This is a genomic window from Flavobacteriales bacterium (genome assembly GCA_025210295.1).
GTDB lineage: Bacteria > Bacteroidota > Bacteroidia > Flavobacteriales_D > Parvicellaceae > S010-51.
On record JAOASC010000026.1, the window covers coordinates 191,582 to 213,035 of the forward strand.

19 protein-coding genes are annotated in these 21,454 nt (G+C 34.8%); 10 read left to right on the forward strand and 9 right to left on the reverse strand.

The window, feature by feature from the left end:
- Positions 1-438 precede the first annotated feature (438 nt).
- Positions 439-3,021, reverse strand: coding sequence for a DNA translocase FtsK (locus N4A35_07915; GenBank protein MCT4581326.1), 2,583 nt, complete (start codon positions 3,019-3,021; stop codon positions 439-441).
- Positions 3,022-3,160: 139 nt separating this feature from the next.
- On the opposite strand from N4A35_07915, the gene N4A35_07920 reads away from it, so the two are divergent.
- Positions 3,161-4,291, forward strand: a complete 1,131-nt coding sequence (locus N4A35_07920; GenBank protein ID MCT4581327.1) for a glycosyltransferase family 4 protein — start codon at positions 3,161-3,163, stop codon at positions 4,289-4,291.
- A 117-nt stretch (positions 4,292-4,408) separates the two neighbouring features.
- Here the strand turns inward: N4A35_07920 and N4A35_07925 are convergent, their stop codons facing one another.
- The gene (locus N4A35_07925) at positions 4,409-5,023 is read right to left on the reverse strand and encodes a class I SAM-dependent methyltransferase (GenBank protein ID MCT4581328.1); all 615 of its coding nucleotides are present in this window, start codon (positions 5,021-5,023) and stop codon (positions 4,409-4,411) included.
- A gap of 176 nt (positions 5,024-5,199) precedes the next feature.
- Here N4A35_07925 and N4A35_07930 point away from each other — a divergent pair, with 176 nt between their 5' ends.
- The 8 genes from N4A35_07930 to N4A35_07965 all read left to right on the forward strand — a co-directional run bounded on the left by N4A35_07930 (position 5,200) and on the right by N4A35_07965 (position 14,537).
- On the forward strand, positions 5,200-5,655 hold the full coding sequence (locus N4A35_07930; GenBank protein ID MCT4581329.1) for a MarR family winged helix-turn-helix transcriptional regulator: 456 nt from the start codon (positions 5,200-5,202) through the stop codon (positions 5,653-5,655).
- A gap of 30 nt (positions 5,656-5,685) precedes the next feature.
- A complete protein-coding gene (locus N4A35_07935; protein MCT4581330.1) occupies positions 5,686-8,073 on the forward strand; it encodes a 3-hydroxyacyl-CoA dehydrogenase/enoyl-CoA hydratase family protein in 2,388 nt (795 codons plus the stop codon).
- 56 nt (positions 8,074-8,129) lie between these two features.
- Entirely contained in the window at positions 8,130-8,480 is a 351-nt protein-coding gene (locus N4A35_07940) for a four helix bundle protein (protein MCT4581331.1), read from the forward strand.
- A 55-nt stretch (positions 8,481-8,535) separates the two neighbouring features.
- A complete protein-coding gene (locus tag N4A35_07945) occupies positions 8,536-9,717 on the forward strand; it encodes a thiolase family protein (protein ID MCT4581332.1) in 1,182 nt (393 codons plus the stop codon).
- Between the two features lie 96 nt (positions 9,718-9,813).
- Positions 9,814-11,595 (forward strand): acyl-CoA dehydrogenase family protein, encoded by a 1,782-nt coding sequence (locus tag N4A35_07950; GenBank protein MCT4581333.1) that lies wholly within the window; start codon positions 9,814-9,816, stop codon positions 11,593-11,595.
- An 81-nt stretch (positions 11,596-11,676) separates the two neighbouring features.
- Positions 11,677-12,252 (forward strand): Crp/Fnr family transcriptional regulator, encoded by a 576-nt coding sequence (locus N4A35_07955; GenBank protein MCT4581334.1) that lies wholly within the window; start codon positions 11,677-11,679, stop codon positions 12,250-12,252.
- A gap of 114 nt (positions 12,253-12,366) precedes the next feature.
- Complete coding sequence (locus N4A35_07960; GenBank protein ID MCT4581335.1) at positions 12,367-12,804, forward strand: SRPBCC domain-containing protein; 438 nt, start codon at positions 12,367-12,369, stop codon at positions 12,802-12,804.
- Between the two features lie 68 nt (positions 12,805-12,872).
- Complete coding sequence (locus N4A35_07965; GenBank protein ID MCT4581336.1) at positions 12,873-14,537, forward strand: neutral/alkaline non-lysosomal ceramidase N-terminal domain-containing protein; 1,665 nt, start codon at positions 12,873-12,875, stop codon at positions 14,535-14,537.
- 23 nt (positions 14,538-14,560) lie between these two features.
- Here N4A35_07965 and N4A35_07970 read toward each other — a convergent pair whose 3' ends face one another.
- The 7 genes from N4A35_07970 to N4A35_08000 form a co-directional block, all read right to left on the reverse strand.
- Positions 14,561-15,808, reverse strand: a complete 1,248-nt coding sequence (locus N4A35_07970; protein ID MCT4581337.1) for a GTP-binding protein — start codon at positions 15,806-15,808, stop codon at positions 14,561-14,563.
- Positions 15,809-15,870: 62 nt separating this feature from the next.
- Complete coding sequence (locus N4A35_07975; protein MCT4581338.1) at positions 15,871-16,755, reverse strand: sulfate adenylyltransferase subunit 2; 885 nt, start codon at positions 16,753-16,755, stop codon at positions 15,871-15,873.
- Between the two features lie 25 nt (positions 16,756-16,780).
- A complete protein-coding gene (locus N4A35_07980) occupies positions 16,781-17,482 on the reverse strand; it encodes a phosphoadenylyl-sulfate reductase (GenBank protein ID MCT4581339.1) in 702 nt (233 codons plus the stop codon).
- The gene (locus tag N4A35_07985) at positions 17,475-17,735 is read right to left on the reverse strand and encodes a DUF2061 domain-containing protein (GenBank protein MCT4581340.1); all 261 of its coding nucleotides are present in this window, start codon (positions 17,733-17,735) and stop codon (positions 17,475-17,477) included. The genes N4A35_07980 and N4A35_07985 overlap by 8 nt, the downstream gene beginning before the upstream one ends.
- A 107-nt stretch (positions 17,736-17,842) precedes the next feature.
- On the reverse strand, positions 17,843-18,472 hold the full coding sequence (gene rsmG, locus N4A35_07990; protein ID MCT4581341.1) for a 16S rRNA (guanine(527)-N(7))-methyltransferase RsmG: 630 nt from the start codon (positions 18,470-18,472) through the stop codon (positions 17,843-17,845).
- Between the two features lie 16 nt (positions 18,473-18,488).
- Positions 18,489-19,109, reverse strand: a complete 621-nt coding sequence (locus tag N4A35_07995) for a sigma-70 family RNA polymerase sigma factor (protein MCT4581342.1) — start codon at positions 19,107-19,109, stop codon at positions 18,489-18,491.
- A gap of 13 nt (positions 19,110-19,122) precedes the next feature.
- Positions 19,123-20,232: a glycosyltransferase gene (locus tag N4A35_08000; protein MCT4581343.1), complete on the reverse strand. Its 1,110-nt coding sequence runs from the start codon at positions 20,230-20,232 to the stop codon at positions 19,123-19,125.
- Between the two features lie 87 nt (positions 20,233-20,319).
- Here N4A35_08000 and tgt point away from each other — a divergent pair, with 87 nt between their 5' ends.
- Positions 20,320-21,450, forward strand: coding sequence for a tRNA guanosine(34) transglycosylase Tgt (gene tgt, locus N4A35_08005; GenBank protein MCT4581344.1), 1,131 nt, complete (start codon positions 20,320-20,322; stop codon positions 21,448-21,450).
- The last annotated feature ends 4 nt before the right edge of the window (positions 21,451-21,454 follow it).

The following is a 21,454-nucleotide window of genomic DNA, read 5'->3' on the forward strand; positions in this document are numbered from 1 at the left end:
ATTTTGGAGTTCTCTATAGAAAGAACTGTGCCAAAGTTAATTATTAAAATCTAGTGCAGAATCAAAAACTTGTTAAAATTTGATTTAGCAGATAGTGGTTGTTATACCAATTGAATTTTGTAATGTGTAAATAGAAATAGAACTATTTTTTTGCTAATTGATGAATGAAATTCTTGCATAGCTTTCGCTGCGGAATGTTCTGATGAAGAATAATTGATATTGTTATTGCAGTAGGGATAGGAGTGGCATCCTTTTTAGTCAGTTTGAGTATTTTTATTTGATAAAATAAAAATGTATCGAGAATGGACTAAAAAGATATAGCGTATAGCCCGACTTTTTGTTCAAAAAGGACTGCCCAAATATATACCGTTTGTAAGTTGAGTTTACTGTAAAAGAATAATTTAGTTTTATTACGGTAAATTCATGTTGTAAATGGTATTAAACTCCCAAAACTCCTTTTTCTCTCAGATTCTTTAAGAAATCATCTAAAGCCATCACATCAGGAATATTAACCTCTCTTGCTTTACTCCCTCTGTGTGGTCCTATTAAGCCAGTTGCTTCCATTTGATCAATAATTCTACCCGCACGGTTGTATCCAATTTTTAACTTACGTTGTATCAATGAAGCAGATCCCTGTTGTTGATTGACAATAATGTATGCTGCGTCTTCAAATAAACCGTCTAATTGATCGTCTATTTCTTTTGCGCTTCCCTCTGCACTTTCATCAATATATTCAGGTAGTTTATAGGCTTCTGGATAGGCGCGTTGAGAACCAATCATATCGGTAATTTTTTCTACTTCAGGTGTGTCAACAAATCCACATTGTAAACGAATTAAATCGTTCCCTGTAGAGAATAACATGTCCCCTCGTCCAATTAATTGATCGGCACCTCCAGCATCTAGAATTGTTCTAGAGTCAATTTTAGACGTAACTCTAAATGCAGCACGAGCAGGGAAGTTGGCTTTTATAATACCTGTAATAACGTTAACCGAAGGTCTTTGTGTTGCCACAATTAAATGAATTCCAATTGCACGGGCTAGCTGTGCTAAACGCGCAATAGGAGTTTCAACTTCTTTACCTGCGGTCATAATTAAATCAGCAAACTCATCAATAACCAAAACAATATATGGTAAATAGCGGTGTCCTTTTTCTGGGTTTAGTTTACGGTTGACAAATTTCTCATTGTATTCAACAATATTACGTACATAAGCATCTTTAAGTAGTTCGTAACGTTGATCCATTTCAACACATAAACTGTTTAATGTCGTTACTACTTTTTGAGTGTCAGTAATAATAGCATCCTCTTCATCTGGAAGTTTTGCTAAGAAATGACGTTCAATTTTATTGAATAATGTTAACTCTACTTTTTTAGGATCAACCAATACAAATTTAACTTGAGATGGATGTTTTTTGTAAAGGATAGAAACCAATATTGCATTCAAACCAACCGACTTTCCTTGTCCTGTAGCTCCAGCCATCAATAAGTGAGGCATTTTAGCTAAATCGGCAACAAATGTTTCATTAGAAATGGTTTTTCCCAGTGCTACAGGTAACTGCATTTCTGAATTTTGGAATTTATCAGAAGCGATTAGAGCTCGCATTGCCACTGTTTTAGGTTTTGAGTTTGGAACCTCGATACCAACAGTACCTTTTCCTGGCATTGGAGCAATGATACGAATACCTAATGCCGCTAAACTTAAGGCTACATCATCTTCTAAGTTTTTAATTTTAGAAATACGAACACCTGGAGCAGGGACAATCTCATATAGTGTAACTGTAGGACCAATTGTGGCCTTAATTTTAGAGATCTCAATCTTATAGTGCATTAGAGTTGTAATAATCTTGTTCTTATTTTCCTCTAATTCTTCTTTGTTTAAACTAGGACTACCATCACCATAGTCAACTAATAGGTCAATGTTGGGCAGTTGGTACTGAGAAAGTTCCAATTTAGGATCAAATAATCCAAATTCTTCAACCATATTATTCAGTTCTTTTTTGGAAAGCTCTGTTGTATCGTCCTCAGCAATCACTATTTCCATTTCATCCTTACTGTTGTCTTCTACTTTCTCTTCTTTTGGAACAACAACTTCAAACTCGTCATTTGTAGGGGGTGTTGTTTCAGTTGGTTTGATAATAGTAGGTTCTTCCTTAATTGTTGGCTCAAGTGGCGTTTCTTCTACCTCTATTTCCAGTGGTGTAGTTATGACTTCTTTAACTTTGTTTTTGGTCTTCGGTTCCTTTACATTAAAATCAATAGTCTCAGAAACGGTATCTGTTGTGATTTCTTCTTCTTTAATAGTATTTATGGCTTCTTTTTCTTCTTCAGGAATAAATTCAGCATCTTTTGCGTTTATGGAATTTACAAATTTACCTAACCATTCATAACTAGGATTGAATAAAACAATCACAGCTAAATATCCGGTAAAAGCAACAAATAGTCCTGCGCCTATAGTTCCTGCTATATTGGCTACAGTTGATACTATTTGGTGCCCAAATAATCCTCCCATAAAATCTAGAGGGGAACCAAATAGAAATGCCATTAGAATAGATACCCAAACCATGGCAACAAAACTGATTTTTAATGTCTTTTTTAATGGTAGCAATGTGATTTTGAAAAGAATTTTAATCCCTAATAAAAAAGAAAGGAAAGGAAAAACATAAGAACTAACCCCAAACCATACTTTTAAAAACTTATGTGCAGTAAATGCTCCTAATTTTCCTAGCCAGTTTTTTACAACAACTTCATCTCCACTAAAAACAAAACCAAATGTTTTTCCATCAATAATGCTATAATCACTTTTCCAAGTGAATAAATAAGAGGTAAAACAGATAAATAAATAAAGGGAAGAAAGAATTAAAACTAACCCTACAGATTTTTGAGTTCTATCATCATTTATAAATGACTTCACTTTTCCAACAATTTTAGATTCCTTTTTTTCCGTCTTTTTACTAGAAGACTTTTTAGTCGTCTTTTTTTTATTGGTAGCTGTTTTGTCTTTATATTGATTTGTTTTGGCCATTCTTATTGCGTTTACACTAAACTTTTTTGTAAAGAATAAAAGTAGTTTTTTTTATTCATGGCTGATGAGTTGTTGCAGGTAGTTTATACACGGGACAGTGTTAGTTGATGTAAGCCATTTAAATTCTTACCTTAGCAGAGTGAAGAATAAGCCTAAGATCGTTGTTTTTATTGATTGGTATGTTCCAGCTTATAAAGCAGGGGGACCCATTCGTTCTGTCTACAACTTGGTGGAGACTTTAAAAGAAGTGTTTGATTTTTATGTGATTACTTCTACTATCGATATTGACGGTGAAAAGTTAAGCCCGATAAAAGAAAATGAATGGGAGTATAAAAAAGGAGTGCATATTTTGTATTTGTCTCCAGAAGCAATAACAAGAAAAAGAATAAAGAAAGAGGTAAAAAAGATTCAACCTTTTAAAATTTATTTAAATAGTCTTTTTTCAACTAAATTTACACTGTTGCCATTACAACTGTTTAGGGATAAGTATTCAATAGTGGTTGCTCCTAGAGGGATGTTAGGTAAAGAATCTCTAGCGATTAAAGCTTCCAAAAAAAAGGTTTTTTTAGCACTTGCAAAGGCACTAAATTTATATACTAAAGTTACTTGGCATGTCAGTTCAGAAATAGAGCGAGGTGAGGTTGAGGCCGTTTTTGGTAAAAAAACAAAGATTAAAATAGCTCGTAATTTAACATTAGTTACAGATGAGTTTACTTCTATCCCTAAAAAGAAAGGGGTGTTAAAAATGCTTATGGTTGGCAGAGTTGTGCCAATTAAAAATGTTCATTTTTTTCTAAAAGAATTAAGACAGTTAGCTCAAGAAGCTAAAGTTGAAGTTGTAATTGTAGGACCTCTAGAAGATGAGTTGTATTACGATGAATGTAGACAACTAATAAAAGGACTTTCTTCCAATGTAAAAGTAGAGTTTAAAGGAGGTTTACCACCTATAAAAGTAGTTGAACTGTATAAGAACTATCACCTTTTAGTGAGCACAAGTTTAAATGAAAATTACGGACATTCCATTGCAGAAGCATTAACTCATGGAAGACCAATTTTGGTGAGTAATAACACTCCTTGGAAAAAATTAAAAGAGTTAGGTATAGGAGCTAATTTGCCTCTAGAACAGGGGGGCTTTGCGAAAGAGATACAACGTTTCGTAGAGATGGAGGAAGGGGAGTTTGAGACTATGCAAAAGAAAGCTAAGGCTTATGCTCTAGAGTACCTAAAAAGCGAAGAAGAAATACAAAAATCTGTTCGTTTATTTTGCTAATTAACGTGAGTTCGATATAAGTTACCTTCACAGAATCCTTATAAATAGTAAGGTTAATTCAAAAAAGACGAAGGTTAAGTCCTTAATTCAAGGAATGTTAATAAAGTTAAGGGGGACTTATTTCTTTTGTCCAATATAACGAATGACAGCACTTTTCCCATTGTGGAATTTTCCCTCTTTTAAAATCGTGTCAGTTTCTTCAAGAAAAATCGTTTCTAAAGTTGAGAAATCTTCTGTAATTGTTTCTTTAGAAAACAGCATGTCAATATTTTTTGGTCCACCAACTTCAGGATTTTGAGTGCTGTAAGCTAAATGCTTTTTACTGAAACCTTCTAATATAATGCGGCCATTGGGTTTTAGTAATTTTATAAGTTCAGTGTAAAAACTTTTTTTTAGTGTAGTAGGAAGATGAGCATATATTAAAACTATACTATCAAAAGAGCTTTCTGTATAGTTAAGGTCTTGAAGTTGTCCCACTTGATAATCAATGTTGGTATTGTTTTCTTTCGCCAATGCTTGTGCTTTATTTCTACCCTCAATACTAATGTCAAAGGCATAAACTTGATGGCCTTGAATTGCTGCATATACAGCGTTTCTGCCCTCGCCCTCAGCTGGAAAAAGGATGGTCTCATTAGTTGGAATTAAATCTAACTGTTGTTTAAAGAATTGATTAGGTTCTTTTCCATAAGCAAATTCTTGCGCTTTATATCTAGTATTCCACATTTCCAACATAACAATCACTTTTGGAGGTAAAGTTAGTTTTCTTTTGGTTGAAAACGAGTAGGTTAACCCAAAAAAAGTATTAAGAAATGTTAATTATAGTATGCGTGCATAACTTTTTTTTAAAATATTATGCATGCATAACATATTTTGTTATATTCGTAACAATCAAAAAAGATAAGTGGGGAATGAAACCTGAAGAAACGATAGATTTTCATATCAGATGGGCTTGGTTTAACATATCAAGGATGTACAATATAGAGGCAGCTAAATACGGAGGTTCAATGGCAATTGGTTATACTTTGTTGAATATAGATACTAAAGAGGGAACACCATCAACGAAGTTGGCGCCTAAGATGGGAATGGAGTCTAGAAGTTTAACTCGAATGATTAAATCGTTAGAAGAGAAAGGAGTGATTTATAAGAAAGTTGATGAGAATGATCGAAGAATGGTTCGTCTTTTTTTAACAGATTTAGGTCAGGATATGAGAAATCAAGCTATTTCTTCAGTGTTAAAGTTCAATGAGAAGATTCAAGGAGAAATCCCGAAAGAAGATTTAGAAAAGACATTTGAGGTGTTAGGAAAGCTAAATCAAATAATTGATAGAAATAATATTTTTAATAATAATGAAATCGATAAATAAGTTGTCGATTGTAAACTAAAAGAAAAACAAATGAAACGAAACATCAGGAAAGTTGCAGTATTAGGCTCAGGTGTAATGGGGTCTGCAATAGCATGTCATTTCGCAAACGTTGGTTGCGAAGTGTTGTTGTTGGATATTGTACCAAAAGAAGCCGAAGATTCTACAAACAAAGCAGCTAGAAATAGCATTGTTAATGGAGCTTTGAAAGCAGCGTTAAAGTCTAAGCCTTCTCCAATTTATAGTAAAAGTTTTGCAAAGCGTATTACTACAGGTAATATGACTGACGATATGAGCAAAATTAGTGATTGTGATTGGGTAATCGAAGTTGTTGTTGAGCGTTTAGACATTAAGAAAATTGTTTTCGAGAATGTAGAGAAATATAGAACGCCAGGAACGTTAATTACTTCTAATACTTCAGGAATTCCTATCCATATGATGTTGGAAGGAAGAAGTGAAGATTTCCAAAAGCACTTTTTAGGAACGCACTTCTTTAACCCTCCTCGTTACTTAAAGTTGTTAGAGATTATCCCTACACCTAAAACCGATCCAGCTGTAGTTGATTTCTTGATGGATTATGGTTCTAAAATTTTAGGAAAGTCTACAGTATTATGTAAAGATACTCCTGCATTTATTGCAAATAGAGTTGGAGTCTTTGCAATTCAAGACTTATTCCATACGGTAACAGAGATGGGATTGACTGTTGGAGAAGTAGATAAATTGACAGGTCCTGTAATGGGAAGACCTAAATCAGCAACATTCCGTACTTGTGATGTTGTAGGATTAGATACTTTAGTACACGTTGCTAATGGTGTTAAAGATAATTGTCCTGATGATGAAAGAAAAGCGGTGTTTAATACGCCATCTTTTGTCGCTACAATGTTAGAAAATAACTGGTTAGGAAGTAAATCTGGGCAAGGTTTCTATAAGAAAGCTAAAGATGAAAATGGGAAGAAAACAATTCTTGAGTTAAATTTAGAGACTTTAGAATACGGACCAAAATCTAAAGTGAAGTTTGCAACTTTAGATGCAGCTAAACAAGCAGAAGGTTTAAAAGCAAGAACAAAAATCTTATTCTCAGGAAAAGATAAAGCAGGTGAGTTCTACAGAAAGGTATTTACAGGAGTATTCCAGTATGTTACCAACAGAATTCCAGAAATATCTGATGAGACCTACAGAATCGATGATGCTTTAAAAGCTGGATTTGGATGGGAAATGGGACCATTTGAGACTTGGGATGCTATTGGGTTTGAAAAAGTAATCCAAACTATGGAAGAAATGGGAATGAAGCCAGCTCAGTTTGTATACGATATGAAAGAGGCAGGAGTAACTTCATTCTACAAAGTAGAAGATGGTATGCGTAAGTATTATGATGTTAATGCTAAAGAGTATATCGTAATCCCTGGAACAGAAGAGATTTTAAGTATTGCTAACTTAAAAGAAACGAATACTGTTTGGAGTAATGCTGATACGTCAATTATTGATTTAGGAGATGGAATCTTAAATGTAGAATTCCACAGTAAGATGAACACCATTGGAGGTGAAGTTTTAGCGGGAATCAATAAAGCAATTGATATGGCTGAGACAGATGCTAAATACAAAGGGGTGGTTATCTCAAATGAAGGTGAAAACTTCTCAGTAGGAGCAAATGTCGGTCTAATCTTTATGATGGCTGTAGAGCAGGAATACGATGAGTTAGACTATGCAATTAGAGCTTTCCAAAATACAATGATGAGAGCGCGTTATTCTAATATTCCAGTTGTTGTTGCACCACACGGTATGACTTTAGGAGGAGGATGTGAGCTATGTTTACATGCTGATAAAGTTGTAGCTAACGCTGAAACCTACATTGGATTAGTAGAGTTTGGAGTAGGATTAATCCCTGGTGGAGGAGGAACTAAAGAGTTTGCCTTGAGAACATCAGATGAATTTGGAGAAGGAGATATTAGAACAAACACGTTAAGAAATAAATTCTTAACAGTTGGTCAAGCAAAAGTAGCTACTTCTGCTTATGAAGCGTTTGAGTTAGGTTACCTAAGAAAAGGTCAAGATGAGGTTGTTGTTTCTAGAGCTCATCAATTAGCTTATGCTAAGCAATCATGTTTAATGATGGCTAATAAAGGGTATCAACAACAAGCTCAAAGAACGGATATTAAAGTTTTAGGTAAAGAAGGGTTAGGTATTGTTTATGTAGGAGCACATTCAATGATGAGTGGAAACTATATGTCTAAGCATGATCAGGTTATTTCTGAAAAGTTAGGGTATGTTCTTTGTGGAGGTGATTTATCACAACCAACTGAGGTGTCAGAGCAATATCTATTAGATTTAGAAAGAAGAGCTTTCTTAGAGCTTTGTGCTGAGAAAAAGACCTTAGAAAGAATCCAAAGCATTTTACAGACTGGAAAAGTATTGAGGAATTAAATGTTTAATTCGTAGTGCGAAAGTCGTATTGCGCAATAAGTTAAAAAGAGTTCTGCATGAATAATTATAAAGATCTAAATGTATGGAAAGAAGCGGTAGAGTCTTCTGTAGAAGTATATCAGATTACAAATAATTTTCCTAAAGCAGAAGTATTTGGTTTGGTTCAACAGATGAGGAGAGCTTCAATTTCAGTTTCTAGCAATATAGCTGAAGGTGCAGGTAGAAATAATAAAGGTGAATTTGTTCACTTTTTGGGAATCGCAGCAGCTTCAATGTGTGAGGTAGAGTCACAGTTAATTGTAAGTTCAAAATTAGGTTTTGTTGACCTGAATAAAGTTTCTAAAGAATTAGATCGAATAGATAAAATTCAAAAGATGATTTACAAATTAATTCACTCGATGAAATAACCAGGAAACGCAAAACGCATTTACGCAAAACGTTTTATATAAAAAAATAAAAAAAATGAAAACAGCATATATAGTAGGCGGATACAGAACCGCTGTAGGAAAAGCTCCAAGGGGAGCGTTTAGATTTACAAGAGCTGATGATTTAGCAGCTGATGTAATCAAACATTTGATGAAAGATTTTCCTCAATTAGATCATAGTAGAATTGATGATGTAATTGTAGGGAATGCAACACCTGAGGCCGAGCAAGGTCTGAATATAGGAAGAATGATTTCTTTAATGGGATTGGATAATGAGAAGGTTCCAGGAATGACTGTTAACCGTTATTGTTCTTCTGGATTACAAACAATTGCATTAGCTGCTGCTCAAATTGAAGCAGGACAAGCTGATTGTATTATTGCAGGAGGAGTAGAAACGATGTCGCCAATACCTTTTGGAGGATGGAGATTAGTGCCTAATGCAGAAGTAGGAAAGAAAGATCCAGAATGGTATTGGGGAATGGGATTGACTGCTGAAGCTGTAGCGAAAGATTATAACATTACAAGAGAAATGCAAGATGAATTTGCATATAATTCTCAAATGAAAGCTTTGGCTGCAATAGAAAATGGAACATTTAAAGATGATATTGTTCCGATTACAGTGAATGAAACTTATCTAGATGAAAATGGTAAGCGCGCAGAAAGAAGTTATGTAGTAGATACAGACGAAGGACCACGTAAAGGAACGACAGTTGAAGCTTTAGCGAAGTTGAGACCTGTGTTTGCTCAAGGAGGAACAGTTACAGCTGGTAATGCTTCTCAAACTTCTGATGGAGCTGCTTTTGTGATGGTAATGAGTGAAGAGATGGTAAAAGAGCTAGGAGTAGAGCCAATTGCAAGATTAGTAGATTATAGTGTTGTTGGTTTGGAGCCTCGTATTATGGGGATGGGGCCTGCATTAGCTATTCCAAAATCATTGAAAAAGGCAGGGTTGTCATTAAATGATTTAGAGCAAATAGAGTTAAACGAAGCATTTGCATCACAATCTGTTGCTGTATTGAAAGAATTAGACATTAATCCTGACGTTGTAAACGTGAATGGAGGAGCGATTGCTTTAGGTCATCCACTTGGATGTACAGGAGCGAAATTATCGGTTCAGTTATTCAATGAAATGAGAAGAAGAGAGCAAAAATATGGAGCTGTAACCATGTGTGTGGGAACAGGTCAAGGAGCTTGTGGAATCTTTGAGTTCTTAAAATAAAAAGCAATGAACTGTAGTGGAAGCTGCAGTTCTATTAATTAAAGTATATATTCAATAACATCGTACTTATCTAAGTACACAATACATAAATAAAAAATGAGTGAAGCTATAAAAGGTGGAGAGTTTTTAGTGAAAGATGTTGAAGCTAAAGATATTTTTACACCAGAAGAATGGTCAGAAGAGCAACAAATGATTGCTCAAATGTGTAAAGATTTTATCAATAATGAAGTGAAACAACACTTCGATGAAATCGATAGTCAGTCCAACCCAACATTAGTTCCTTCTTTAATGGAAAAAGCAGGAGAATTAGGGTTGTTAGGATTGTCAGTTCCTGAAGATTTAGGAGGAATGGGAGTAGATTTTAAAACATCTATGTTAGCTACAGAAGCATTAGGTAGCGGACACTCTTTCTCTGTAGCTTATGCTGCACATACAGGAATTGGTACTTTACCATTGTTGTATTATGGAAATGCAGAGCAAAAAGCGAAATATATTCCTAAGTTAGCTTCTGGGGAGTGGAAAGCAGCTTATTGCTTAACAGAGCCAAGCGCAGGATCTGATGCTAATTCAGGTAAAACGAAAGCTGAATTAACAGAAGATGGTAAGCATTATATCGTAAATGGGCAAAAAATGTGGATTACAAACGGTGGATTTGCTAATTTATTTACTGTTTTTGCTAAAATTGGAGATGATGAAAAGTTAACAGCATTCTTAATTGAGGCTGATTCAGAAGGGATTTCTTTAAATCCAGAAGAAAAGAAAATGGGGATTAAAGGATCTTCTACACGTCAGGTGTTCTTTAATAATGTAAAGGTTCCTGTAGAGAACATGCTTTCTGAAAGAGAGAATGGATTTAAAATAGCTGTAAATATTTTAAATATCGGTAGAATTAAATTAGCAGGAGCTTGTATTGGAGGGTCTAAAGTTGCTATTTCTGATTCTGTAAAATATGCGAATGAAAGAGAGCAGTTTACACGTCCTATCTCTAAATATGGAGCAATTCGTCACAAATTAGCACAGCAAGCTACATTAATCTGGACTGCTGAAGCTGCAACTTATAGAGCTTCTCAGAATATTGATGATGCTATCCAAGCGTTAATTGATGGAGGGATGGATAAAGAAAAAGCGACTTTAAAAGGAATTGAAGAGTTTGCTCCTGAATGTGCAATCCTTAAAGTCATCGGTTCTGAAGCTTTAGATTATGTTGTTGACGAAGGTGTTCAAATCCACGGTGGTATGGGATACTCTGCTGAAACAGGAATTGAAAGAGCATACAGAGACTCTAGAATTAACCGTATTTTCGAAGGAACAAACGAAATTAACCGTTTGTTAACTGTTACGATGATTCTGAAGAAAGCAATGAAAGGTCAAATTGATTTGATGGGACCTGCTATGGCTATTGGAAAAGAATTGATGGGAATTCCTGATTTCGGTGCTCCAGATACAGCATTGTTTGCTGCTGAGAGAAAGTATATTGCTAACTTTAAGAAAGCATTATTGATGGTTGCTGGAAGTGCAGCTCAGAAAGTAGGAGAGAAATTAGCTAAAGAGCAAGAGATTGTAATGAATTGTGCGGATATAATTAATTATATCTATGTTGCAGAATCTTCATTGTTAAGAGCTGAAAAAGTTGTTGCTTTAAAAGGTGAAGCTGCTGCTCAAAATGAGTTGGATATGATGCGTATTTATTTATATGATGCAGCTGATTTAATCAATAAAGCAGGAAAAGATGCGTTATTCTCATTCGCTGAAGGAGATGAGCTAAAAATGATGATGATGGGATTAAAACGTTTTACTAAGCATGAGCCGTTTAACGTTAAAGAAGCACGTCAAAGAGTTGCTTTATCATTAATCGAAAAGAATGAGTACTGCTTCTAAGTAGCTACTTAAAATAAATAGTAAAAGCCTGTTGTATATATTGCAACAGGCTTTTATTTTTTTGTAGTTTTAAAGGGAAGTATGAAAAACGAATTAGAAGAATATATAAAGTCTTACTTTGGGGTGGTTGAAGAAGAAGAAGTATGCGTGATTAGTTCGTTCTTTAAGCTCAAGAAAGTAAATAAAGGTGAGTTTTATTTAAAAGAAGGGCAGTTGTCAAATGCGTTGAGTTTTGTTCAAGATGGTTTAATGCGTGTATATGTAGATGAAGAAGATCGAGAGGTGACACAGTGGATTTCATCTAAAGGGTATTTCATCACAGACTTGTCTAGTTTTATTTTTAGAAGTGGCTCAAGATGGAATATTCAAGCTTTGGTAGATTCAGAAATCTATTCAATAACTGCTGAAGACTATCAAAAGTTGGGGACGGTGATTCCAAAATGGCATTTATTAGAAAAACTGTTTATAGTAAGGTGTTTTGGGATGATGGAAGATCGTATTTATACTCATCTTTCAATGACTGCTGAAGAACGTTATCATTTTTTCTTTGAGAAAAATAAAATGCTGTTTAATCAGGTGCCTTTAAAGTATATAGCTTCAATGTTGGGGATGACGCCCGAAACTTTCAGTCGAATAAGGAAAAAACAGCGTTCTTAATTCCTTGATAAATGTCAAGTGGGAATAACTTTTAGGATTAGATATTTGTAGAACAATAATAGCAAGGGGATACCTGCTAATTATTGCATTTATGTTATCCTAAAATGATCAACTATGGCATTTGAAATTAAAACAGAGATTATTATTAATGCTACTCCTCAAAAAGTGTGGAGTGTCTTTTCAAATTTTAAAGAATATCCTAATTGGAACCCATTTATTCAAAGATTAACTGGCGATGTAGCTGTGGGGCAAAGAATTGAAGTGCTGCTTCAAGCACCTGGTTCAAATCCTATGACCTTTCGACCAAAGGTATTGGCATTCCAAAAGAATAAAAAAATGACTTGGTTGGGATACTTGTTTTTTAGAGGTCTTTTTGATGGAGAGCATCATTTTGAATTAATAGATAATAAAGATGGGGCAACAACTTTTATTCAAAGTGAGAAATTTAAAGGTTTGTTAGTGCCTTTATTGAAAAAACAATTGGATTCACAAACCAGAAAAGGTTTTCTTCAAATGAATCAGCAGTTAAAAGAGTTGGTAGAGATAATGTAAATTTCATCGAAGACTTTTTTTATGGGAAGAATTAGCATAACTTTCATGTGGATTAGAAGTTAAAGGTGATGTATCGTATAGGTTTTTCAAAAGTAGCTGTGCTTTATCCTAGGCTGGAAGTAGGGATGATGGGATATGGAATGTGGGAGAATAGAGTGAAGGGTGAAGAAACAAAGTTGTATGCTCGTGCTATGGCTATTGAATCTGAAGAAGAGTCCTTAGTCTTTGTTAATGTAGAGATGGCTTTTATTACTCCTGGGATTAGAAGGGAGGTTATGAAATGTTTGGATAAAGCTCAAACAAAGTTGAGGTTAAAAGAAAGTAGTTTAATGCTAACAGCTCAACATACACATTCAGGGCCAGGAGGATTTTCAGAGTATGCCTATTATTCTTTTACAACACCAGGGTTTAGTAAAGAAATAAGGGATGCTTTTGTTGAGGCTATCGTCAAGGCGGTTGTAGAGGCGTATAATAAAAAAGAATTGGCGACATTGAGTTATAAAGAAGCTTCTTTTGGTAGTGATGTAGCTGTAGCTTGGAATAGGTCTTTAAAAGCTTATAATTGTAATTCAGAGAATGTAGAAGAAGAGGTTGACCATTCTCAGGCGTTAGATCGAAAGATGTATTTAATGCAAGTTAATTCAATGCAAGGAAAAATATTAGGGTCAGTGAATTGGTTTGGGGTACATGCTACAGCTATAGGGAATGACAATGTAAAAGTATCATCTGATAATAAAGGTTATGCCGCTGATTTGTTAGAGCAAAAATATCCTGGGACAGTGCATATTTTTGCCCAAGGAAAAGCTGGAGATGTTTCTCCTCACTTTCATGGAGTGGGTGCTGCAAAAAAAAGAGAGGAGGTCAAAAAAACTGGTGATCATTTGTATGCTAGACAGAATGGTGAAAAGCAATTTATTCAGGCTCATAAAATCATAGACAAAGATGCTGGTTTCAGGATTGAGGGGCGATTAGATAGTGAGCTTTCTTATGCCGATTACACCAAAATAAAAGTGGATAGTGAATTTACTAATGGAGTTGATGGAAAAAGGACATCTGAAGCTTGTTTTGGTATGCCTTTTTTTAAAGGAACTCCTATAGATGGAAAAGGTGCTCCGTTTATTGCAATGATAGTGTTAAAAGGCTTAAATAAACTTTGGAATAAAAAGAGAGAAAGCTTGAAAGAGAGCCAAGGGAGTAAAGATATTGTTATTAATGCATCAACTAAAGAGTTGTTGGGACAAGGGAAGATGGACATTTTACCGAGTTTTATAGATGGGGCTATTAAGGAGATGAATAGACAGTCGAGAAATAAGGCACTTATTGAACATACATTAGTCCCTGTGGTATTACCTGTTCAAATTTGGATGATAGGAACAGTAGTTATTCTAGGTGTGCCAGGCGAAATCACAACAGTTGCTGGGAGGCGTTTGGAAAAGCAAATGGAAAGGATGTTGGAAGAGGTAGGAGTTCAGAAAGTAATATTGAGTTCGTATGCTAATTCGTATATGGGTTATATCACAACACAAGAAGAGTATGAAGTCCAGTTATATGAAGGAGGTCACACGGTTTTTGGGCAGTGGACTTTGGCAGCGTTTCAAACAAAATTTAAACACTTGTGTGCTGAATTGATAAAACCCAAAGAGGAGCATAAAATTAATCGAGAGATCAAACCGCCTATATTTTCTGAGGAGGAATTAAGTCGTAGGGCTTATAGCAGAACTTCCCACTTGTAATACAAGCAGGAAGTTCAAGTGGGTTATTCAATAATACCTGAAGCTATCGTCATGTTTGTTTGTTCATCTACTAATATAAAGCATCCGTTATACTTGATTTCATCGTAGCGATCTAATGGCATAGGAACAGCTGTTTTGATGGTAATGTTACAAATGTCATTCAGTTCAATTGTTCCGTCACCTTGTTCAAATTGTAATTCATGAATTTCAAGTTTTTGATTAATACTAGAAATTTTACAATACGTTTGCATTGTTCCGTATTTGATGATATACTTTTTGTTTTGAAAAGGAGTTTCATTTACCCAACAAATTGTAGCGTTAATTTCCTTAGAAAGCTTTGGCTCTTCTCCTGATTTTACCATTAAGTCACCTCTACTTAAGTCGATTTCGTCCTCTAAGAGAATTGTTCCATATTCTTTGTAGGAAAGAGCTTGTTGCTTTTGATCAAAGACATCAATTTGTCGAACTTTTGATTTTTTTAATGATGGAAGTACAGTGATTTCATCGCCTACTGAGATGTTGCCACTCATGACTCTACCAGCAAAACCTCTGTAGTCAGTTATCGTATCAGAATGTGGTCTAATAACATATTGTACAGGGAATCTAAATTTGTTTTCAATGCGTTTGTTGAGGTTTACATTTTCTAAAAAGTTAAATACAGTAGGTCCATTGTACCAGTTGAACTTATCAGATTCTTTGACGATGTTTTCTCCTTTTAAAGCACAAATTGGAATGAAAGAGATGTTTTGTTTTTCATCATTTCCATTAATACGCTCAGCCATCTTTAAGAAATCAGCTTGAATGTTGTTGAATGTTTCTTCTTTATAGTCAACGAGATCCATCTTATTAATACAGACCACTACCTCATTGATCTCCATCATAGAAGCGATATAGAAATGTCTTTTTGTTTGTTCGATGATGCCATTTCTTGCATCAATAAGAATAATGATTAAGTCAGAGTCAGAAGTCCCTGTGATCATGTTTCTTGTATATTCTACATGTCCCGGACAGTCGGCAATGATGAATCTTCGTTTGTCTGAAGAAAAGTATTTATAGCTTACATCAATCGTGATTCCTTGCTCTCTTTCGGCAGTTAATCCGTCTGTTAATAGTGAAAGGTCTAAGTAATCGTTTCCTTTTTTATCGCTAACGCGCTGAATAGCTTCTACTTGATCTTTAGAAATAGAATTACTGTCATAAAGTAGCCGTCCAATTAAGGTACTTTTTCCGTCGTCAACACTTCCAGCTGTTGTTAATTTTAATACATCCATTTTTTAGGTATGATAAGTTCTGTTAAATCTTGTTTTTTGTGGGGGTTGTTAGGTGTTGAGGGTTAAAAATATCCCGCCTTTTTTCTGTCTTCCATTGCAGCTTCTGATCTTTTGTCATCTATTCTAGCTCCTCTCTCAGATATTTCTGCAGCTTCAATTTCTTCAATAACTTTGTCGATTGTTGCAGCTTCTGATTGTACAGCAGCAGTACAGGTCATGTCTCCAATAGTTCTGAAACGTACCGTCTCTTCAAATACTTCTTCACCATCCATGTTGATGAAGTCAGAGTATGGGAAAAGAATACCGTCTCTAATAAAACAAGCTCTTTTATGTGAATAGTATATGGATGGAATCTCTATTTCTTCTTGTTTGATATAGTTCCATACGTCTAATTCTGTCCAGTTGCTAATAGGGAAAACTCTAACATTTTCACCGTGGTTGATTTTTCCATTTAAGAAATGCCATAATTCTGGACGTTGGTTTTTTGAATCCCATTGTCCAAAATCATCTCTTACCGAAAAAATACGTTCTTTAGCTCTGGCTTTCTCTTCATCTCTTCTAGCACCACCAATGCAGGCATCAAACTTCATTTCTTCAATACCGTCTAGTAGTGTAACAGTTTGTAGAGCGTTTCTGCTGGCATATTTTCCAGTTTCTTCTACAACTTTGTTTTGGTCGATACTGTCTTGCACGTATTTAACAATAAGATTAGCGTCCAGTTCTTTCATTAAGCGATCTCTAAATTCTATTGTCTCTGGAAAGTTGTGTCCAGTATCAACATGCATTATCGTGAAAGGGATTTTGTTGGGATAAAAAGCTTTTTGAGCTAAACGCATTAATGTGATGGAATCTTTTCCTCCCGAAAACAACAATGCAGGGTTGTTGAATTGGGCAGCAACTTCTCTAAGTATAAATATCGCTTCGCTTTCTAGTTCTTTTGGAAACATTTTTTTAGTTTTTAATGGTTAATTTTTAGCGGTGTAGTCCACATTCTTTTTTGGAGGTGTCTTCCCACCACCATCTTCCGGCTCTGATATCTTCCCCTTCTTTTATAGCTCTTGTACAAGGAGAGCATCCTATGCTTATAAATCCTTTGCTGTGTAATGCGTTTTGTGGAACATTATGCGCTTTTAAATACTGGTTAACTTCCTCTAGGGACCAATTGATTAGTGGGTTGACTTTAAGCAGGTCAAAGTTTTCATCGTATTGAGCTTTAGCTAGTGAGTTTCTGTTTTGACTTTGTTGGGCTCTTAAACCAGTAATCCATGCTTGGTTACCACTTAAAGCTCTTCTTAAAGGGGTAACTTTTCTAATGAAACAGCACTCTTTCCTATTTTCAACAGATTCGTAAAAAGAATAGGCACCTTTTTCTTGGTATAGTTTTTCTACTGCTGAACTTTCTGGGAAATATACCGCAATTTTTGTTTGGTATTTCTCATTGGTTCTTTGCATAACCCTATAAGTGTCTTCAAACATTCTTCCCGTGTCTAGTGTAAAGATTTTGATTGGAATGTTGTTGGACAGAATCATGTCGGTAATGACTTGATCCTCTTGTCCAAATGATGTTGAAAATACAGCTAAACCATTGTGCTTTTCAGCAATATATTTTAGTGTGTCAACAGCAGAAAGGCTTTCTATTTGATTACTTATTTTTTCTATCGTATCTTTATTCATGTTCTTTGGGTTTTAGTATTCCCCATTTAATGTTTATCCAAAGTCTTTCATGGAAAAAGTATAAGGTCATTTTAATAATACTTTCAAGAATGGCTATTCCTGTTGCTTTTTCTACAGCTTGGGGGTCGTCCCCAAAGAAGATAATGGCAAGTATAAATGTGGTTCCAGAAGCGATGACACGCCATGAAATTGCTTTAGCTACTGATCTCCATGCTTTTTCTGTTTTCCACTTTGGTTTTGTTGAGTTTTCCATACAAAAATAAAAAGCAAAAGTATGTAACAAAAGTTACATAAGAAATTTTAGCCTAAAAAATTATGTTAATTAAATGTTTTTTTAGAAAAAACTAAAGAATAGTTAGGCTAATTCATTCTTACATGTACAATTTGTTTGGTTTCGAAGAATTCACCATCAAAATAGTTTGAGATTTTGTGAAGTGAGGGGTTGTGTTTAAAGTTTACTTCATTCAATTCTTCATGTAGGTCACCTCCTTTGAGGTAGATGATTCCATTGGGTAGATCGTTAAAACTATGCGATTTAAACTTATTTTTAACCCAAGGAACAAAGCGGTTCATTCGTGTTACTGCTCGACTGATTACAAAATCAAAGTTTCCTTTTACTTTTTCGGCACGTTGGTGAACTCCTTCAACATTTGTTAGTTTTAGAGCTTGTGCAACTTCATTCACCACCTTAATTTTTTTTCCAATAGAATCTACCAATAAAAAGTCGGCTTCAGGAAAAAGTATGGCAAGAGGGATACCAGGAAATCCTCCACCAGTACCAACATCCAGTAATTTAGTGTTGGGTTTAAACTCAATAATTTTAGCTATAGCTAAAGAATGAAGAACATGTCGCTCGTAGAAATTGTCAACATCTTTTCTACTGATTACATTGATTTGGGCATTCCAGAAAGAATACAATTCTTCTAGTTGCTTAAATTGTTCAAGTTGGAGAGGTGTAAGGTTAGGAAAATGTTTTAATAGTTGTTCCACAGTCGTTGTGTTAGAGTTAAATACGGTCTTTATTGTCTTTAAGAATGTTGAATAGAAAGTCTCTTGCTCTAAAAAGTTGAGCTTTAACTGTACCAAGTGGTAGATTCAGTTCTGAAGCTATTTCATCATAGCTCATTTCTTTAAAGTATCGCAATTCAATAAGGATTTGGTATCTGGGTTTTAAACGACCAACAACTGAGCGCATTAATTGAATTTTTTGGGCTCTGATTGCTTCCTCTTCAGGATTTCGGTTCTCACTTTTTAATTCAATCATAAAAGCATCCCCATCTTCATTTTCAAGTCTATTGTCAATGGAGAGAACATTTTTTTTCTTCTTTCTTAAAAAGTCAATACAATTGTTGGTGGCAATTTTGAACAGCCAGGTGCTAAAAGCATAATTAGGGGTGTATTGGTGTAATCGATTAAAGGCTTTACCAAAAGCTTCAATTGTTAGGTCTTCAGCATCATCTCTATTATTGACCATTTTTAAAAGCATGAAAAAAATAGAATCTCTATAGCGATCCATTAAATCTGTAAATGCTTTTTGATCTTTTTGATTGACAGCTTTTAAGACTAACTCATAGTCGATTCTAGCTTTGTCAGAAAGGTGATCTAAAGATTGGTTTTGCTTTTCCATCGTTTATGAGTTGTTATAAATGTTTACTTTTTGAAATTAGTGAGGGGGTCAAAAATAAGAAGATTAACTCCAAAAAAGGTGCCATGAAAATTAAATTTTTACTCCCCATAATTTTAAAAGGTTGACTAAAGGTAAGCATTTGAATTAGTATTTTAAAACCGACCAGTCCCAAAATATACAAAGGGAAAAAGTTTAATAATGCTAAAATTCCTGCTGAAACATAGAATAAGCCTATAGATAGCGGAAATAAGGTTAATAAAAATAATTGGAAAGACTTGTACCTGTTCCCCGTTGTGAAATGTCTAGATTTTTGTTCTTTCCAAGCTTTATAGGTATCTTTTGGAGTGGATAATGTAATCGCTTCCTCATTAAAAATAACCGTCGTGTTTTTTCGGTTTGAAGCTTCATTAACAAATAAATCATCGTCTCCTGAAGGAATATGATAATGGCTTTTAAACCCTCTTACCGAATCGTAGAGTTCTTTGGTGTATCCAAGATTTCTTCCAACTCCCATATAGGGAATTTTCGCTTTTGCAAACGAAAGGTATTGAATTGCTATCATAATGGCATCATACCTGATGAGTTTGTTTAAAAACCCTTTTTGATATTGATATGGTCCAGCACCTAATACAAGCATTTTATTATTTGAAAATCCTTGGGCCATGGATAAAATCCAATTTTGTGAAGTAGGAAAACAATCTGCATCTGTAAAGAGTAATCGATCGTGTTGTGCAGCTTTTATTCCTAAGGTTAAGGCCATCTTTTTTGCGTAGCCATCTTTACCAACATCTGGAATATCAACTGTTCTGAGGTGTTCGTATTGTTGCTCCAATGCCAATAATACATCTAAACTTTCATCCCATGAACGATCATTAACAACAATTACTTCAAAGTTAGGGTAGTTCTGGTTGAGAATAAGAGGAAGGTTATTGACTAAATTTTGTTCTTCGTTTCTGGCTGCTATAATAACTGAGATAGGAGGGGTGAAACTAGGAGCGTCCTTTTTTTTGGATGAAAAACCCAATCGTATAAAAAAGACGAGATAATAAAACATTTGGATGATAAAAGTTGCTCCAAATAATGAAATTAAGATATATTCTGATATGCTAAAGTTGATGTCCAATGTTAAAATAAGTTTATTCTAAAGAAACAAAAGTACTGTTCTTAAAGATATTATATATTTGCAGTTTGGAACTTTATCCACAACTTTATGAACTTTAGAATAGAAGCGAAAGACGAGAAGACGAAAGCAAGAGCTGGGGTCGTAACTACCGACCATGGAGAGATAGAAACACCAATTTTTATGCCTGTAGGTACTGCTGGTACTGTGAAAAGTGTACATCAGAGAGAGTTGGAAGAGGATATTAAAGCACAGATAATATTAGGGAATACCTATCATCTGTTTTTAAGACCAGGGTTAGATATTATAGAAAAAGCAGGAGGTTTACATAAGTTTAATAATTGGAATAAACCAATTTTAACAGATTCTGGAGGTTATCAAGTGTATTCTTTATCAAATACCAGAAAAATAAAAGAGGAAGGAGTAACCTTTAAATCTCATATTAATGGAGCAAGACATTTTTTTAGTCCAGAAATTGCTGTAGATATTCAACGTACAATTGGTGCTGATATCATTATGGCGTTTGATGAATGTACTCCGTATCCATGTGATTACTCTTATGCAAAACGATCGATGGAGATGACACATCGTTGGTTAAAACGTTGTACAGATCATTTTGATGCTGGTGAAGGTAAATACGGATATTCGCAAACTTTTTTCCCAATTGTACAAGGGAGTACCTATAAGGATTTAAGGAAACAATCAGCAGAGACAATTGCTTCGTTTGAAAGAGAAGGAAATGCAATAGGGGGGCTTTCTGTTGGAGAACCTGCTGAGGAAATGTATGAAATGACAGAGTTGGTATGTGATATTTTGCCTAAAGATAAACCGCGCTATTTAATGGGGGTTGGAACACCTGATAATATCTTAGAAGGAATTGCGTTAGGAGTGGATATGTTTGATTGTGTAATGCCTACAAGAAATGCCAGACATGGAACAATATTTACCAGAGAGGGGATTATGAACATGAAGAATGCAAAGTGGAAAGATGATTTCTCTCCATTAGATGAAAACGGAACTTCTTATGTCGATAGTTTTTATTCTAAGGCGTATGTTAGACACTTGTTTGCTGCAAAAGAATCTTTAGGAATGCAGATAGCAAGTATACATAACTTGGCGTTTTACCTTTGGTTAGTAGGTGAAGCTAGAGAACAAATAAAAGCTGGAACTTTTGGAGAATGGAAAAATAAGATGGTTCCAAAATTGAAAACAAGGTTATAAGAGA

Bases quoted from the DNA above. Each gene is read 5' to 3' on its own strand.
- N4A35_07945 (MCT4581332.1), top strand. From the start codon at position 8,536: ATGAAAACAGCATATATAGTAGGCGGATACAGAACCGCTGTAGGAAAA.
- N4A35_07955 (MCT4581334.1), top strand. From the start codon at position 11,677: ATGAAAAACGAATTAGAAGAATATATAAAGTCTTACTTTGGGGTGGTT.
- N4A35_07935 (MCT4581330.1), top strand. From the start codon at position 5,686: ATGAAACGAAACATCAGGAAAGTTGCAGTATTAGGCTCAGGTGTAATG.
- N4A35_07915 (MCT4581326.1), bottom strand. From the start codon at position 3,021: ATGGCCAAAACAAATCAATATAAAGACAAAACAGCTACCAATAAAAAA.
- N4A35_07950 (MCT4581333.1), top strand. From the start codon at position 9,814: ATGAGTGAAGCTATAAAAGGTGGAGAGTTTTTAGTGAAAGATGTTGAA.
- tgt (MCT4581344.1), top strand. From the start codon at position 20,320: ATGAACTTTAGAATAGAAGCGAAAGACGAGAAGACGAAAGCAAGAGCT.
- N4A35_07930 (MCT4581329.1), top strand. From the start codon at position 5,200: ATGAAACCTGAAGAAACGATAGATTTTCATATCAGATGGGCTTGGTTT.
- N4A35_07940 (MCT4581331.1), top strand. From the start codon at position 8,130: ATGAATAATTATAAAGATCTAAATGTATGGAAAGAAGCGGTAGAGTCT.
- N4A35_07995 (MCT4581342.1), bottom strand. From the start codon at position 19,109: ATGGAAAAGCAAAACCAATCTTTAGATCACCTTTCTGACAAAGCTAGA.
- N4A35_07970 (MCT4581337.1), bottom strand. From the start codon at position 15,808: ATGGATGTATTAAAATTAACAACAGCTGGAAGTGTTGACGACGGAAAA.
- N4A35_07985 (MCT4581340.1), bottom strand. From the start codon at position 17,735: ATGGAAAACTCAACAAAACCAAAGTGGAAAACAGAAAAAGCATGGAGA.
- N4A35_07965 (MCT4581336.1), top strand. From the start codon at position 12,873: ATGTATCGTATAGGTTTTTCAAAAGTAGCTGTGCTTTATCCTAGGCTG.
- N4A35_07975 (MCT4581338.1), bottom strand. From the start codon at position 16,755: ATGTTTCCAAAAGAACTAGAAAGCGAAGCGATATTTATACTTAGAGAA.
- N4A35_07960 (MCT4581335.1), top strand. From the start codon at position 12,367: ATGGCATTTGAAATTAAAACAGAGATTATTATTAATGCTACTCCTCAA.
- N4A35_07925 (MCT4581328.1), bottom strand. From the start codon at position 5,023: ATGTTGGAAATGTGGAATACTAGATATAAAGCGCAAGAATTTGCTTAT.
- N4A35_07980 (MCT4581339.1), bottom strand. From the start codon at position 17,482: ATGAATAAAGATACGATAGAAAAAATAAGTAATCAAATAGAAAGCCTT.